This window comes from Amaricoccus tamworthensis, from assembly GCF_049800875.1.
Classification (GTDB): Bacteria; Pseudomonadota; Alphaproteobacteria; order Rhodobacterales; family Rhodobacteraceae; genus Amaricoccus; species Amaricoccus tamworthensis.
Map to the genome: position 1 here is coordinate 139,099 of NZ_JBNAFV010000011.1, position 14,813 is coordinate 153,911.

Sequence of the window (14,813 nt, forward strand, 5' to 3'; positions counted from 1 at the left end):
CTCAGAACATCTCCAGATCGCGGTCGACCATCACCGTGACGCGCGCGCCCTGATCGACATAGATGACGGGGCCGATGGAGAGGTAGTCGCCAATCACGCTGTCCGTGGCATCGGCCAGATCATCGCCCACGTCTTCCAGCACATCCGCGGCGGTTTCGTCCTGGACATTTGCGGCGGCGGCGCTTGGTGCGGCGGAGATCAGTGAAATCAGCGCTGCCGATCCAAAGCGCTCGTCAAAGCGCGTGTCGACGAAGCCAGTCACGCCGGACCGGCCAAGCTCATCGCCACCAAAGGAACTGATCTGGATGGTTTGATTGTCCGGCAGGATGATCCGGTCCCAGGCGACGGTGACGCGGCGTTGCGCGATATCAACGCCGGAGCGATAGCGTCCGATAAGACGAGAGCCGCGCGGGATCAGGAGCCGAGAACCGTCGAAACTGAACACGTCTTCCGAGACGACGGCCCGGGTCTGGCCGGGCAGCGAACTGTCGAGAGCGGTTTCCATGACGGCCTGGATCATCGTGCCCTGAATGATGGTGTTGGAAGGATTGGCGATGACCTCGGCTTGCGTCACCGACGTGGGCAGCGCGCCGTTCAGCACGAAATCCGTCACTTCGCCAAAGGTGCGCTCGGTCAGCGCCGTCTCATTCGCACCGGACGTGCCGCCAAAGGCGATGGTGGGCGAGGTGATGCGGCGTTCCTGAAATGCACGTTCCTCGGCCGCGCGGCGCTCAAGTTCCGCGAGCCGTCGTGCTTCCTCCTCGCGGCGGAGCCGTTCTTCTTCCCGCGCGCGCAACTCGTCCTCGGTGGGTCCGATGGGTGCGGGGAGCGGGCGGTTGGCCTCGAGTTGGGCCAGTTCCAGATCCATGCGGAGTTGCTCCAACTCGCGATCGCGTGCCGTAAGTTCATCGCGAAACTGCTGTTGCGCGGCTTCTGACGCCGCTTGCAGCGCCGCGATCTGGGCCGTCAGCGCATCGATCGCTTCGGCGGCAGCGGTATCTTCTTCGACCACCGGTTCGGGCGCGTTGCGCAATTCCTCGATCTGCGCCTGCAGGGCGGCGAGTTGCGCCAAGAGCTCGGCGTTCGGTTCCACCGGTTCCGGTGCGACCAGTACCACTTCGGGTTCGGGTGGGGGGAGGGTTTCGATGGCGCCAAACCCGTCGCCTTCGTTTTGGAACACGTCCGGCGTGGCCGTGGGTAGGGCCTCCTCTTCCTCGGGTTGGGACAGGAGATAGAGCAGCGCTCCGCCAGCACCGATTATTAGAACAACGACCAAGGCCAGAAGTGGCGAGCGCCGCGGGGCAGGGGGCGAACTCGCGCCCTTGCCTTGTTCGAGGGCCGCGAGGCGTTTCTCGAGGTCTGCGTTTCCAGTATCGCTCATGAGCCTCCCCCCGCAGGTGGTGTGGCCTCGATACAGACCACCTCTTCCCCGATCCGCAGGACCCACTGCCTGTTCACCCCGGAGACCCGGATCACTCCGTCCGCGGTGGCTTGAGTGTTAACCGTCCGTTCTCGGCCATTGGCGTAACGGAAGATCGCGGGCACCGGCGCGTTCTGCGGGAATTCGAAATACGTGAACGTCCCGTCATCCCAGACGCGGGTCGGGGTGAACTCGGTGCGCCCGCTGGCACCGTAATTGTAGTTCGGGGCCTGGGCCGCGATGGCCCGAGCGGGCCGTGCATTGTCTTCAGGATAGCGGAACTGGACCACGTAGAAGGTCGGACTGCGGGTCTCCTGGACGTTGAAGTAGTAGCTCCGCCGGTTCGTATAGACCGTCACGTTGGTATGGACACCGCGCGCGACGGGTTTGATCGCAAAGGCCTGCCCGCCGGGTACGCCGTCGATCTCGAAACCCTCCGTGTCGCCCGCGATGATCGATCGGATGCTCTCGCCTTCGCCGAACTCGATGGTGGTGACATGGGTGAGCGAGACGTTGAGACGATAGACCTGGCCCTCCTGGTAGGTGGCCAATCGCACCCGGTTGTCATTGGGGCCACCGCGCGGGATGGCCTCGGCTGCAACCAATCCCGGGAGCACAGCGATAATGAATGCAACTGCAATTCGTACGATAAACAACGTCAGTTCTCCAATCTGTCGGAGCGGATGGAATATTCGAGCACGGTGAAGCCGAAAGGGTTGGTCCAGACCTCGTCGATGGAGCGGCGGGTCTCGGGGCGGAACTCGAATAGTAGAGTGGCGGTGAAAAGCCCGGTTTGGACGCCATTGATGGATGTCAGGCGCTTGCGCAGGCGCACCGTGGCGCGGTTCGTACCGATCCGGTTGATGCTGAGGATCTCCACGTCGAGCCGCGCATTGGGGCCATAGACCGTCGGCGGGTAATTCTCATTGGCGCTGTTCCAGATCTGGCGCAGCCCGCTCTCGGCAGCTCCGTCCGAGCGGCGCAGGACGCTGCGGATGCGCAGATCGTTGTCGAGCTGGTTGTAGACCTCCCTGTCGGTCACGTAGCGGAAGACCTCCGCCTCGATGATGGCCTGGTTGGCTGTGACCGAGGTCGCGCCCACTGAGGCTTCGGGCAGGGCAAAGCCTGTCTCGGGATCATAGGGCACGACCACAGGCGGCGGATCGACATCAAGGATGGCAACGGCTGCCGCGCTCAGGCATCCGAGAATGCCGAAGATGAGCCCGATGAGCCCAAGGCGCTGCCAGAGCCGTTCGCGGCGCAGGGCGCCATAGACCAGCTCTTCTTCGATGATTTCCTGTTCAGTCGCCACGCGTCACACCTCGGATCAATCCGCGCGCAGGTCCGGCAGGGTGAAATCCATGAAGCGCTGTTCCTCGGCGATGGTGGCGGCATCGATCACACCGCCGGTGCCATCGCCCACGGTCTGCACCGCTTCGAGCTGCCACATGGCGACGAGCGCAATCGCCAGTTCCGCCGTCACGCGTGTGTTGAGATCGATGCTTTCCTTGAGTTCGTCCATGTCATCGATCAGCCCGACGAGCCGGTCCACGCGCTCCAGCGATTGGCCTGCGTCCTGGTAGCTGTTCTGGGCCGCCGCCGAGACGAGCGCGCCGGTCGTGGCTTGCGTGGCCACGCGATTGGCTCCGGGATTGCCGCTGGTGGCCATCTCCGAGAGCGTATCATCGTCAAATCCGAGATCGGCCAAGACCCGATCCATCTGGGTTTCGATCTCGCCCGCGCCGGAGCCGGAGAGCCCCGAGAAATCGCCCGTCTTGATCGCCTCAATCGTTGCGAGAATGTCCCCGAACTCCTGGTCGAGCAGACCGTTCAGCTCGTCTTCCATCTCGGTGCGGATGATTTCCGGCAGTTCGGCAAGACGGGTGAGCGCTTCATAGGTTCTTTGCAGCTCCGCGAGCTGGTCCGTGAGTGTGGCAAGCTGTTCGCGGAGCTGCGTTAGCTGCTCGTTTTGCAGGATCTCGTCTTCGATCATCTGCCGGAGCTGCTGGATATTTTGCGCAATATTCTGGGTGTCTACGACGGGTACGCCTTGCGCCAGGGCAGGGGACAGGGTGCCAAGATGCAGACCGATCCCAAGCGTCGTGGCCAAGGCCGTTCTCAAAAACATGTGTCCCATCATTCAATCTCCCTGATCGTAAATTCCATGAACGCGCCCTCGGCCATGCGGGCGCTGGCCTGCGCCAATTCTTCTGCGCTCAGGACACGGGTCCGCGCCGCTTGAAGACGAATGCGCGCGGCAACGAGGCGCACGAGTTCGGCGCGGGCATAGGTGTTGAGCGCGATGCTCTCCTGCACATCCTCGGTCGTGGAAATCCGCTCGACGATGTCCGTAATGCGCAGGGCGGCCTGTCGGATCGCGGCAGGCGAGTTGCTGCCATAGAATGCCGCACCATGCCCGGTGATCGAGAGGTTGGCGTTGGCGAGAAGCGCCGGATCGATCGTTCCGAGCGCTTCGATCCCGCCGATGCGGCTCAGATAGAGATTGTAGCGCTCTGGAATAACCTGGACGTAGTGCTGTGTCTCGGCAAAGGGCGGCACGCCTCCATATTCGAACACGCGGCCGGGTCCGGCGTTATAGGCCGCGAGCGCGTTGATGATGTTGCCATCGAAGGTGTTGAGCTGGGCCGCCAGATACCGCGCGCCGCCATGCACCTGCAGGTAGGGGCTGTCATAATATTCCGGGTTGATCCCGAGATCGCTGGCCGTGCCGGGCATAATCTGGGTGAGGCCAAAGGCGCCGACGGGCGAGCGCGCGCCGATGGTGAAGCGGCTTTCCTGCCAGATGAGCGCCTGTAGCAGGGCCCGCCATTGAACCGGTGAGAGACCCGCACGGCCCACGCCCGCAAAGCCGCTTGTTTCCTGGGCGACGCGGATGATGAGCTGCTCGATGTTCTCGGAAGCGTCCCCGAACATCTGCGCACCGCCGGGATTCGGATCGATTTCGCCACTTCCGTAGACAGCTTCAACGGAACGGTCCGGATCGCCGCTGCCGCTCTCCAATCCAGAGATCATCGCGGGCAGGCCCTGACTGCCGAAGCTGGTTTGGGCATCGAGGATGCGTTGCAGGGTTTCCAGCTGTTCGCGCTCGATCTCGGCGATGAGTTCGCGCACGGACAGTTTGTCGGCCTGAATGGCCAAGTCAGCCTCGCGATCGCCAGTCTCGACGATGTCACGCGCGGTCAGCCCACTGTCATTGGTCGGCACGCCTTGAGACAAGGCGAGACCGGGCAGCAGGCAAAGTGCCAGGATATGAGGCAGGCTAGACTTCAATGTCGCCCTCCGGCGCATCTAGAGGCGTAAAGGTGCAATCAGGCGCGACAGGTGCCGTGGAGGCGAGGAATGTGAAGCAGTTCGCCTGCGGTTCCTGGTACTGGGCGCAGGAGGCCAAAGCGCCGAGCGCGGTGAGAAGAAACAGGGTACGAATCATGAAAGCCTCCAAAAGTCTGGGCGGTCGCGGTAATCGGCGCCAACGAGCGCCTCGCCTTTTTCCATCCCGCCGAGAATGGTGAGATTGGGTCCGAGAGCGCTCAGATCGGCATCGACCACGATGGAGCCCTGGTCATCGCGGATGAGGGCGAGACGGCTGTCGCTGCCGGTGTTGAGCAGCACGTCCAGCTCCTTCTCATAGAGATTCAGCATCGCGTAATCGGCGGCATGGGCGCGGATGTTCGGCAGCAGAATCTGCGTCGGCACGGCCTCGACGATGGTCTTGCCGGTTCGGGTGCGCTCGAGCTGGCTTGCGTATTGCGTCATCATCACCGCGACGGTGTTCTGCTTGCGCGCGGTCACGAGCCAGTTCGACAGGCGCTCAGCGAAATACGCGTTGTCGAGGGCCTTCCAGGCCTCGTCGATCACGATGATGGTGGGGCGGCGGTCCTCGATCTCGCGTTCGACCCGGCGGAAGAGATAGGAGAGGACGGCCATGCGTTCCTTCTCGGCCTCGCTGTCGAGAATACCGGTAAGATCGAAACCCACCACATCGCCTTCCAGAGAGAAGGTGTCTTCGAGCGTCTGCCCGAATATCCAGCCGTAGCGGCCCTCTTCGGTCCATTCGAGCAATCGCTGGTGCAGATCGCCGCCATCGTCGGTCGAAACAAACAGCGATGCGAAGTCCCGCCAGTTGCGCAGGGCCGGGTTTGTGGCCTGCGCGTTCTGGCGCACGACCTCCTGGATGCGGTTGGTCTGGGCAGGCGTGAGCGGCTTGTCGGCACGATAGAGCAGGGTGGCCAGCCAGTCCGACAGCCATGCCGTGCCGCGACTATCGGTTTCGGTCCAGAGTGGGTTGAGTCCAGTAGGTTGTCCGGCTTTCAAAGACGCATAGCGCCCGCCATTGGCGCGGACCGCCATCTCCATACCGAGACGGTAGTCGAAGACGAAGATCCGCACCCCGGTGCGGCGGGCCTGGGTCATGAGAAAGGCGGAGAGTACCGATTTGCCCGATCCGGGCCGTCCCATGATCAGGGTATGCCCGCTGGTCGGTTCTTTGTCTGGCGATCCTTGCTCGTGATAGGAAAACCGGTAGGCGCTCTGCTCGGGCGTTGGCAGGTAGGTGATGACCTTCCCCCATGGGGTTTTCGAAGCCGGTTTGCCAAGCTGGGTTCGATGAAACGCCGCGAAATCCGCGAAGTTGCGATTGGTGATCGCACTGGCGCGCACGCGCTTGGGCTGATTTCCGGGATGTTGGCTCAGGTAGTGTGCCTTGGCGGCAACCCTCTCACCGATCATCTTCACCCCTTCGGCGGCGGCGGCATTCACGATCTCGGCGCTCAGCGTCTGCAATTCGTCCAGCGTGTCACAAAAGATCGTCACGACCATATGGTGCTCGCCGAAGCTCTGGCGTTTGGCCTCCAGATCATCAGCGGCGATGTCGAGCGCTTCCATCAGCGACAGGGCGGCGTCCTGGGAGGCCTGCATCTGGCGCTTTTGCCGCTTGATCCGGCCGGCCATGAGGTTTGAATTGATCGGTGTGAAGGAATGCGTGACGATCATGTCGACCGGCAGGTTCAGCATGTCGAACATGGTGCAGGAGGTGGCCTCGGAATATTCCCCGATGGTGAAGCTCTTGCCATAGCGATGTCCCACGACGCCTTCGGAGAGCTCGAAGTGATCCCCCTGAAACGTCACGCGGGTGTTGGCGACGTTGAAAGACAGGAAGCCATAGGTATTGGCCGGATAAAGCGGCAATTCCTGTCCGGTGTTGAGCGCGCCCAGAAAGCCGATCAACTCGCCACTTCCGGCCGATAGGACGCGCGGACTCAATTCCGTTAGGCCTGACACGAACACACTCACGGCCTCGCCTAGACGACGCAGACGCCTCTCGGTTGCCTCCTTCAGCCGGTCCGGAGCGCTGCGGTTGAGAAACGCCAGGACGCTTTTGGGAGGTGGGCGATGGATGACCGTGAGCGTCAGGGTTTTGTCGCGCAGGCCGCTGGTCTCGAGTTTCGCGCGCCAGAGACGGTCGACTTCTACGGCAAAACTGTCATCGCGCACAGGCTCGAGGTCCGGCGTGATCGCCTTCGAGACCTTGTGGACGTAGTAGCTGAACTCCGGCCCCAGCTGCGCGATGATCCGGGCAAAAAGCGCCGTCACCTTGTCGAGATAGGCATCATCCGTGGTGTAGCTGTTGACCCCATCGAGCCGAATGCACTGGAAAAGCTCGTTCACCCGCGTCCGAACGGTGCGGTCATCGACCAGGCTCACATAGGGCAGCATATGTGCGAGGCGGGTCTCGCGAGCATACCAGTCGGGAGTCATTGTGCGGAGATCGACCGCTTCGTCCAAAGCTGTATTAGGGCGCATAGCTGTCCCCGCCATGGATGGAGCGGTTCCGCGTCGGTGGCGTCTCCTGCAGCGCCGTCATCATCACGTCGATGAAGCGCGGGTCCCAGTCAGCGGCCTTCCACAACACCGGATAGAGCAGGGCGGCCACGCCCAGCACTGCGATGTGCTGCACCCAGACAAAGAGCAGCACAGAGCCGAAGAGCCAGACCATCGCATACATGATGGGCAAGCCCAGAAGCTTGGGCGGCCGCACGAGACCCAGAAAGAGAGGCGAGCGCTCAGCCACCCGCAAAGACCGCGGCAACAATGGTGGGAGCGGCGGCAACACCGGCGATGCCAACAAGGACCCAGAGGGCCTGGCGCAGATCGATGATGTTGAAGAACCAGCTCAAGAAAACACCGAGCACGGCAAGCGTGGCGATGACGACGCCAAGCGGGCCGGTCAGCGCATCCACAATACCCTGTAGCAGGCTCTGGATTGGAGAGAGATCGATGCTTTGCGCAAGGGCGGGTTCGGCAATTAGCAGGAAGATCGCCAGCGAGGCGACGAATAGGTGTGAAATCTGTCTCATGAATTTGATCCTTCCAATCGGGCCACGACGGCCATGACACGGGCCACGTGGTTCTGGGTTTCTCGGTAGGGGGGAATGCCGCCGTACTGGCGTACTGCATCTGGGCCGGCGTTGTAGGCTGCGAGCGCGAGCCGCGGATCGCCAAACGTGTCTAGCATCATCGCAAGATAGCGGGCGGAGCCGTCGAGGTTTTGAAGGGGATCGCGCGGGTCAACGCCGAGGTCCCGCGCCGTCGCGGGCATCAATTGACCAAGGCCAATGGCGCCAGCGCTCGAGACCGCATCCTGCCGATAGGCGCTCTCGACCTCGATATTGGCACGGTAGAGGGTCAGCCAATCACGAACCGAGAGCTCCGTGCGGCGCAGTCCGGGATGACCAGCGTAGCGAAGGGCGGTTGCCTCGATGGCCGCAAGAACATCGGCGCGGGGTAGGGGAGCCGGCCGCGAGAGCGCCGCCAATTGGATGTCTTCTGACTCGGCAGTTCCTTCACCGAAGATCGCCAACTCATCAGCAGCGGTCCCCTGTCCAATGCCGTCATTGTAGTTGCGGGCAAAGCTGTCCTGGGAGCGCGACGGGGTCAGAGAGCCATCGCTCTCCATGACCAGTACCATCTGCGCGGAGGCCGGTCCCGCCAGGCACCAGATAAGAAAAAAACTACTTGCTGCCGCCCTTGTCGGTCGCAGCCAGTTTGTGTGCCGTTCGCTGGCCTTCTTCGAGCGGGACATCGGCATGGGAGAAGCCGATGCCGATGAGGAAGGAGACCACACCCGTGATGGTTTTGAACTCGCGGATCTTAATGTCGTTGTAGGTCGTCCGGGTACGTGCAGTGACCAGCAGCTTCTCCACGCCCTCGTCAGAGACGACACGCATGATCCAGACCCCGTAATAGCTGGGGCCCTTCTTGTGTGCCGACTCTTGGCACAGGATTTCAGCGCTGTAGCCACTTTCCACGAGTTCGCGGAAACGTGCTTCCGTAACCACATTTGGTGCTTCGATGTCCCAGTTCATGGCCCGGCTCACGCTTTCTTCAAACACGCAACCCCCGGGCATTCCCACTTGAAGCCCAGAGTTACGATAGTATATTATTAACCGCAAGATATAATGCGGAAGATACGGCTGTATCTCGGTTACTCAAACTCTAGGCACGGCCATTGGCGTCTATCAAGGAAAATAGGGGTTTCAGAAACCTGCGGTTGAGCCGACGGGTGAAGATGCAGGCTGTGGCCTTCCTGATGCTCGCACCAGTGGCAAGCCAAGCAGAATCCTGTCTCGCTCCGGTCCGGCCCTTCATGCCAAGCGATTCGCAGGCGGCCACGGATTATGCCGACATGATCCGACGCGACTTCGAGGTCTACATCGCGGACATTCAGGACTACTTCCGCTGCCTCGAGCAGGAGCGTGCGCGCGCCTTCGAAGAAGCCCGCGAAGTCAGTCAGGACTACGGGCGGTTTCTCGAACTGGTGGGGGATTGATGGGCGATTGGGTGTGCATCAGGATTGCACCCGACGGAGACCAGACGCCGATAACACCCTCAAGTATCTACTTTTTAGATAACAGATTTCATCCGCTAGCGACGTCACAAAAGGTATGTGACGCGTGTCGAAAACAATCTGGAGTACCGGGCATCTGGCCCTTTGTCAGTCTTTGGTCGAGGCCCGAAATAGAGCGGGTCTGGGGCAGAAAGACTTGGCGGACAGGCTCGACTGTCATCAGTCTCTCGTGGCGCGCATTGAAAGTGGCCAGCGACGGATCGACGTTGTCGAGTTCATCATATTGTCCCGGGCGCTTGGCTTCGACTTATCGGAGGTTCTGGCGATCGTCGAAGCCGCCACGGAGCCCGACCATAAAATTTGAAAACAATGCAATTTTGGGGCGTTCCGCTTTGGGTGTCCCCGCGTGAGACCAGCAACCTCAATGAAGAGCAGTTAGCCAACATCCACCACGTGCGGCCTACGGCGCGAGTGAGCGCCTTATGACACCATGCCGCAAATTCAGCGCCATAGTGCAGGAAGTCCGTAAACAGTGAACGATGACAAAGGTGAGGGCGTCGCGATCGCCAATCTGATCGGGACCGATGGGTACAACATTGTTGGTTGGGTTTATCGCTGGAGTACAGGCGCGCATGCGGTGATGTGGGACGTCTACGGGCCCCAGCCTGTATCGGACGTCCGGCCGGATCTGACTGCGGAACAGAAGCAGGAAATCGACTTCGATGGTTTGAAGCGGATTGGAAGCGGCGAAGACGCATAGGCTCCTCAGGTGGCCGCCAGTTCATGTTTGATGGTTGGGGCCGGCCGGCATACCGGACATTGGGGTCGCAAGCAGCGAATGCGGACTCTGAGCCCATACCTCCCAGCTTCTGCGAGGCGACGAATGTTGGCTGTGCTCGATACGACAGTTTGTCTTGTCGGAAGCGCAATCATCCTTTTGCCATCGCGAGGCTGATGAATTGATATTTGAGTGCACGAAACTGGACAGAGTGGTTGCGTCGAGTAATTTAATTCAGTACTTCATGAAACATGGAAATAATGATTCCCAATCGCCTTTCAACCCTTGGTCATCCGCAACGTTTGGCCTTGTTCCGGCTGCTCATGCGTCGCTACCCGGATCGTGTGCCGGCAACCGAGCTGGCGCAAGCGCTCGACCTTAAGCCCAATACACTCTCGACCTATGTGAACGCGCTGAAGCAGGCGGGTCTGGTCACGCAAGTGCGTGTCGGAACCTCGTTGCGCTACGCGATCCACATGGATGCGGCACGCGAGACATTCGACTATCTGCTGCGCGACTGCTGTCGTGGTCGCCCGGAAATCTGTTCACCCCTCACATCCTTTGGCTTTGATGGAGGCAGTCAAATGACTGATCGCAAGTACAATGTCCTTTTCATCTGCACCGGCAATTCCGCGCGCTCGATCTTTGCAGAGTCGATCCTGCGCAAAGAGGCCGGGGATAGGTTCGTGGCCTATTCGGCAGGCACCAAGCCCCGCTCTGAGCTGAATCCATTCGCGCTCGAAGTTCTTGAGCAGAAGGGGCATGATATCTCTGTTCTGGAGTCAAAGAACGTGTCGGTCTTCCAGGGCGACGATGCCCCAAACTTCGACTTCGTCTTCACCGTCTGCAATCAAGCAGCCAATGAGGAATGCCCCGCTTGGACGGGCCAGCCGGTAAGTGCCCATTGGGGTATGCCGGACCCGGTGAAAGTCGAAGGCTCGAACGCTGAAAAGAGCCTGGCGTTTCATCAGTCCTATGGTGCGCTCCTGAACCGTATCAAAGCCTTCACGGCTTTGCCGATTGCGTCTCTTGATCGGATCGCTTTGCAGAAGGCTGTGGATGACATCGCACAAACAAACGAAGGAGCCACTGAGTGACCACCTATGCCCTCAATGGCCTTGGCCGGATCGGAAAGCTTGCTCTTAAGCCCCTGCTCGAGCGCGGAGCCAAGATTGCCTGGATCAACGATGCCGTGGGCGATCCAGAGATGCACGCGCACCTTTTGGAGTTCGACACCGTGCATGGTCGGTGGAAAGCCGATTTCTCTCATGATGCGGACAGCGTGACGATTGATGGCACGCGGCTTCCGTTCATCGGAACAAGAAACATCGAGGACCTTCCCTTGGAAGGCGTGGATGTCGTGATTGATTGCACCGGGGTCTTCAAGTCTGAGGCCAAGCTTGCCCCTTACTTCGAAGCGGGTGTGAAGAAAGTTGTCGTTTCTGCGCCAGTGAAGGACGGCGACGCAGTCAATATCGTCTACGGCGTGAACCATGACATCTATGACGCAGGCAAACATCGGATTGTCACGGCGGCAAGCTGCACGACAAACTGCCTCGCGCCGGTCGTAAAAGTCATTCATGAGAACCTCGGCATCAAGCACGGGTCGATCACCACCATCCACGATGTGACGAACACCCAAACGATTGTGGACCGCCCCGCAAAGGACTTGCGCCGCGCACGATCAGCACTGAACTCCCTGATCCCAACGACGACGGGCAGTGCGACCGCGATCACGCTCATCTATCCGGAACTGACCGGGCGTCTGAACGGCCACGCTGTTCGCGTGCCGCTCCTGAATGCGTCACTGACCGACTGCGTTTTTGAGGTGGAACGCGAAACCACGGTTGAAGAGGTCAACGCACTCTTCAAGGCCGCGGCGGATGGGGAGTTGAAGGGCATTCTGGGCTACGAGGAACGACCGCTCGTCTCAACCGATTACACCAACGACGAACGCTCGAGCATCGTGGATGGACCGTCAACGATGGTCATCAATGGAACGCAGCTGAAGGTCTACGCCTGGTACGACAATGAAATGGGCTATGCCCACCGTCTTGTGGATGTGGCGCTCATGGTTGGAGGCTCGCTGTGACGGACACATCTGCGCGGCCAGAAGGGCTGTCAGCCTATATCGCCGTGACTGCGGCGTATTGGGCTTTCATGCTGACCGATGGCGCGCTCAGAATGCTGGTGCTTCTGCACTTCCATACCTTGGGTTTCAGCCCGGTTCAGCTCGCCTACCTGTTCGTTCTCTACGAGATCGCGGGCATGGTGACGAACCTTTGTGCGGGGTGGATCGCGGCCCGTTTCGGTTTGACCTCCACACTCTATGCTGGCCTCGGCATTCAGGTTTTGGCACTGTTGGCATTGGCACAACTCGACCCGACCTGGGCCATTGGCGTTTCGGTCGCCTATGTGATGGTCGTCCAGGGCGCGAGCGGCGTGGCCAAAGATCTCGCGAAGATGTCCTCGAAATCCGCCGTGAAGTTACTGGCCCCATCAGAGGATGGCGGGCTGTTCCGCTGGGTGGCGCTGCTCACGGGTTCCAAGAATGCAGTAAAGGGCCTTGGCTTCTTGTTGGGGGCTGCACTCTTGGCAACACTCGGTTTTGTCTGGGCTGTCCTGGGGATGGCTGCGATCCTTGCCGTCATCTTGGTCGCCGTCCTGATCGCCATGCCGCCAGGGCTGCCGAAGGGGCGTAAAGGGGCAAAGTTCTCAGAAGTCTTCTCTAAGTCATCGAACGTGAACTGGCTGTCGGTGTCACGTGTGTTTCTGTTCGGGGCGCGGGACGTCTGGTTCGTGGTTGGCATCCCCATCTACTTCTATGTGGTGCTGTCCGACGGAACCCCTTCCGGTAACCGAACTGCCTTCTTCATGATCGGGACGTTCATGGCGGTTTGGGTCATCCTCTATGGCTTCGTGCAAGCGTCGGCCCCACGCATTTTACGTGCGTCATCACGGTCAGAAAGCGATTTGGTGTATGCCGCAAAGGGTTGGGCATGGACCCTTTCAGCGATCCCCGCAGCTCTGACGGTTGCGGCCCTGACATCTGATGGTCCTCAGACGTGGCTGACCATCACCCTGATTGCAGGTTTGCTGTTCTTCGGCGCGATCTTTGCGATCAACTCCGCTCTCCATTCCTATCTGATCCTTGCCTTCACGAAAGCAGAGCGGGTCACCATGGATGTCGGATTCTATTACATGGCCAACGCTGGAGGGCGGTTGGCAGGAACCGTCCTCTCCGGTGCGACGTATCAGCTTGGAGGTCTAACCCTGATGCTTGGGACAGCGACGTTCATGGTAGGAGGCGCGGCGCTCGCTGCCGGTCGTCTGCGGAGTGATCTTCAAACATCGACCACTTAACCTTCTCTTGTGGATGCCGCCCTCATTTGCAAGGAATTTCTGAACATTAGACATGTGATCGAGTGCGGACTCTTGTCAGGCCTGTTAGTGCGGCCCGATAGATGCCGCTGGCCGGGATGGTGATGCGCGGACCGGGGCCAAATCTCCAACAGCGAGCTCGAAGCTCTGAGAAGGTTCCTGGTTTGCCCAACCCGGATCATGTCGATCATTTGCCCATTCGGATCATGCCTTCCTCACAACTCTGCGTTCCGTTCCTGCCGACGCGCCCGATCAGGCGGTGGCCATCACCGGATCGCGATAGTCCTCGCCGCGCGTCAGCATCGCCCAAATGCCGCGCGCCATCTTGTTGGCCAGCGCGAAGGCTGCGACCATCGGTGGCTTGCGTTCCAGCATGCGCTCAAGCCAGGGATTTTGCGGTGCGCCACGGCGCAGCGCCCAGCGGACCACCGCCATCGCGCCGGTGACAAGCAGTCGCCGGATGTCCCGCTGCCCCATCTTCGATGTTTTCCCCAGCCTCTGTTTTCCGCCAGAAGAATGTTGCCGCGGCACCAACCCGAGCCAAGCTGCAAAATCGCGGCCACGCCGGAACTGGTCCATCGGCGGCGCGAAGGTTTCGACTGCGAGCGCAGTGATCGGTCCGACACCCGGCATGGTCTGTAACTGCCGGGGCATGGCGGCCGCCCTGGACGCGGCGGCGAGCTTTGCCGAGACTGCGGTAAGGCGGGACGTCAACAGTTCGATCTGCTCCAGAACCATGCGGCAGATGTCTCGCGCCAGGTCAGGCAGGCCCGAACCAGGATCCTCGACCACCTTCGCCAGCCGCGGGATATATCCGACCCCTTCCGGCGCCACATGCCCGAATTCATAGAGGTGCGCGCGAAGGGCGTTGATCGCTTCGGTCCGCTGCTTCACGATCTGCTCGCGGGCGCGAAACGCCACCGCCCGGGCCTGTTGGGCTTCGGTCTTGGGTTCGACGAACCGCATGGTCGGACGCATCGCTGCCTCAACGATTGCTTCCGCGTCGGCGGCGTCGTTTTTCTGGCGCTTGATGAACGGTTTGACGTAATGCGGCGCAATGAGCCGGACGCTGTGCCCGTAGGCGGACAATTCCCGCGCCCAATGGTGCGCGCTGGGACACGCCTCCATCGCCACGTCGCATGCGGGATGGTCCGTCATGAATCGCGCAAACTGCAGTCGCGACAGCTTCTTGCGGAAAACAACCACCCCATCCGCTGCCGCCCCGTGCAGCTGGAACACGTTCTTTGCCAGATCGACCCCGATAATGCTAACTTCTTCCATGGATGCCCTCTCCTTCAGCTTGTGCTTCGACACCACGAGTATGGCACATCGCGATGCCGTCAGGGTGAGAGCGGCATCCACCCCATCTC

18 protein-coding genes are annotated in these 14,813 nt (G+C 60.6%); 6 read left to right on the forward strand and 12 right to left on the reverse strand.

Translation table 11 applies throughout. From position 1 onward, the window contains the following. Position 1: 1 nt before the first annotated feature. From ACP15P_RS16220 to ACP15P_RS16270, 11 genes are read right to left on the reverse strand one after another with little or no spacing between them, the layout of a single operon-like run. Entirely contained in the window at positions 2–1,381 is a 1,380-nt protein-coding gene (locus tag ACP15P_RS16220) for a TrbI/VirB10 family protein (RefSeq protein ID WP_424929496.1), read from the reverse strand. Next, the gene (locus ACP15P_RS16225; RefSeq protein ID WP_424929510.1) at positions 1,378–2,070 is read right to left on the reverse strand and encodes a TrbG/VirB9 family P-type conjugative transfer protein; all 693 of its coding nucleotides are present in this window, start codon (positions 2,068–2,070) and stop codon (positions 1,378–1,380) included. Before ACP15P_RS16225 ends, ACP15P_RS16220 begins: the two co-directional genes overlap by 4 nt. Before the next feature lie 8 nt (positions 2,071–2,078). Beyond that, entirely contained in the window at positions 2,079–2,732 is a 654-nt protein-coding gene (locus tag ACP15P_RS16230; RefSeq protein WP_424929497.1) for a VirB8 family type IV secretion system protein, read from the reverse strand. A gap of 15 nt (positions 2,733–2,747) precedes the next feature. Further along, positions 2,748–3,557 (reverse strand): type IV secretion system protein, encoded by an 810-nt coding sequence (locus ACP15P_RS16235; protein WP_424929511.1) that lies wholly within the window; start codon positions 3,555–3,557, stop codon positions 2,748–2,750. After that, positions 3,557–4,645 carry a lytic transglycosylase domain-containing protein gene (locus tag ACP15P_RS16240; protein ID WP_424929512.1) on the reverse strand — a complete coding sequence of 363 codons (1,089 nt, stop codon included), beginning with the start codon at positions 4,643–4,645 and terminating at the stop codon, positions 3,557–3,559. Before ACP15P_RS16240 ends, ACP15P_RS16235 begins: the two co-directional genes overlap by 1 nt. A 55-nt stretch (positions 4,646–4,700) precedes the next feature. Continuing rightward, positions 4,701–4,868 (reverse strand): hypothetical protein, encoded by a 168-nt coding sequence (locus tag ACP15P_RS16245; RefSeq protein WP_162841715.1) that lies wholly within the window; start codon positions 4,866–4,868, stop codon positions 4,701–4,703. Then, on the reverse strand, positions 4,865–7,240 hold the full coding sequence (locus ACP15P_RS16250; RefSeq protein ID WP_424929498.1) for a VirB4 family type IV secretion/conjugal transfer ATPase: 2,376 nt from the start codon (positions 7,238–7,240) through the stop codon (positions 4,865–4,867). Before ACP15P_RS16250 ends, ACP15P_RS16245 begins: the two co-directional genes overlap by 4 nt. Continuing rightward, the gene (locus ACP15P_RS16255) at positions 7,230–7,508 is read right to left on the reverse strand and encodes a VirB3 family type IV secretion system protein (RefSeq protein ID WP_008327373.1); all 279 of its coding nucleotides are present in this window, start codon (positions 7,506–7,508) and stop codon (positions 7,230–7,232) included. Before ACP15P_RS16255 ends, ACP15P_RS16250 begins: the two co-directional genes overlap by 11 nt. Continuing rightward, entirely contained in the window at positions 7,501–7,794 is a 294-nt protein-coding gene (locus tag ACP15P_RS16260; protein ID WP_424929499.1) for a TrbC/VirB2 family protein, read from the reverse strand. The genes ACP15P_RS16255 and ACP15P_RS16260 overlap by 8 nt, the downstream gene beginning before the upstream one ends. Next, entirely contained in the window at positions 7,791–8,405 is a 615-nt protein-coding gene (locus ACP15P_RS16265; protein WP_424929500.1) for a lytic transglycosylase domain-containing protein, read from the reverse strand. The genes ACP15P_RS16260 and ACP15P_RS16265 overlap by 4 nt, the downstream gene beginning before the upstream one ends. Before the next feature lie 43 nt (positions 8,406–8,448). Then, the gene (locus tag ACP15P_RS16270; protein WP_424929501.1) at positions 8,449–8,802 is read right to left on the reverse strand and encodes a hypothetical protein; all 354 of its coding nucleotides are present in this window, start codon (positions 8,800–8,802) and stop codon (positions 8,449–8,451) included. A 203-nt stretch (positions 8,803–9,005) separates the two neighbouring features. On the opposite strand from ACP15P_RS16270, the gene ACP15P_RS16275 reads away from it, so the two are divergent. The 6 genes from ACP15P_RS16275 (at position 9,006) to arsJ (ending at position 13,425) form a co-directional block, all read left to right on the forward strand. Further along, positions 9,006–9,266, forward strand: a complete 261-nt coding sequence (locus tag ACP15P_RS16275; RefSeq protein ID WP_424929513.1) for a hypothetical protein — start codon at positions 9,006–9,008, stop codon at positions 9,264–9,266. Between the two features lie 124 nt (positions 9,267–9,390). Then, complete coding sequence (locus tag ACP15P_RS16280; protein ID WP_424929502.1) at positions 9,391–9,648, forward strand: helix-turn-helix domain-containing protein; 258 nt, start codon at positions 9,391–9,393, stop codon at positions 9,646–9,648. A 168-nt stretch (positions 9,649–9,816) separates the two neighbouring features. Next, positions 9,817–10,044: a hypothetical protein gene (locus ACP15P_RS16285; protein ID WP_424929503.1), complete on the forward strand. Its 228-nt coding sequence runs from the start codon at positions 9,817–9,819 to the stop codon at positions 10,042–10,044. A 269-nt stretch (positions 10,045–10,313) separates the two neighbouring features. Next, positions 10,314–11,159 (forward strand): arsenate reductase/protein-tyrosine-phosphatase family protein, encoded by an 846-nt coding sequence (locus ACP15P_RS16290; protein ID WP_424929504.1) that lies wholly within the window; start codon positions 10,314–10,316, stop codon positions 11,157–11,159. Next, a complete protein-coding gene (locus ACP15P_RS16295) occupies positions 11,156–12,154 on the forward strand; it encodes an ArsJ-associated glyceraldehyde-3-phosphate dehydrogenase (protein ID WP_424929505.1) in 999 nt (332 codons plus the stop codon). Before ACP15P_RS16290 ends, ACP15P_RS16295 begins: the two co-directional genes overlap by 4 nt. Then, positions 12,151–13,425, forward strand: a complete 1,275-nt coding sequence (gene arsJ, locus ACP15P_RS16300; RefSeq protein ID WP_424929506.1) for an organoarsenical effux MFS transporter ArsJ — start codon at positions 12,151–12,153, stop codon at positions 13,423–13,425. The genes ACP15P_RS16295 and arsJ overlap by 4 nt, the downstream gene beginning before the upstream one ends. A 270-nt stretch (positions 13,426–13,695) precedes the next feature. Here the strand turns inward: arsJ and ACP15P_RS16305 are convergent, their stop codons facing one another. Continuing rightward, positions 13,696–14,724, reverse strand: a complete 1,029-nt coding sequence (locus ACP15P_RS16305) for an IS110 family RNA-guided transposase (protein ID WP_028720250.1) — start codon at positions 14,722–14,724, stop codon at positions 13,696–13,698. Positions 14,725–14,813: the final 89 nt, after the last annotated feature.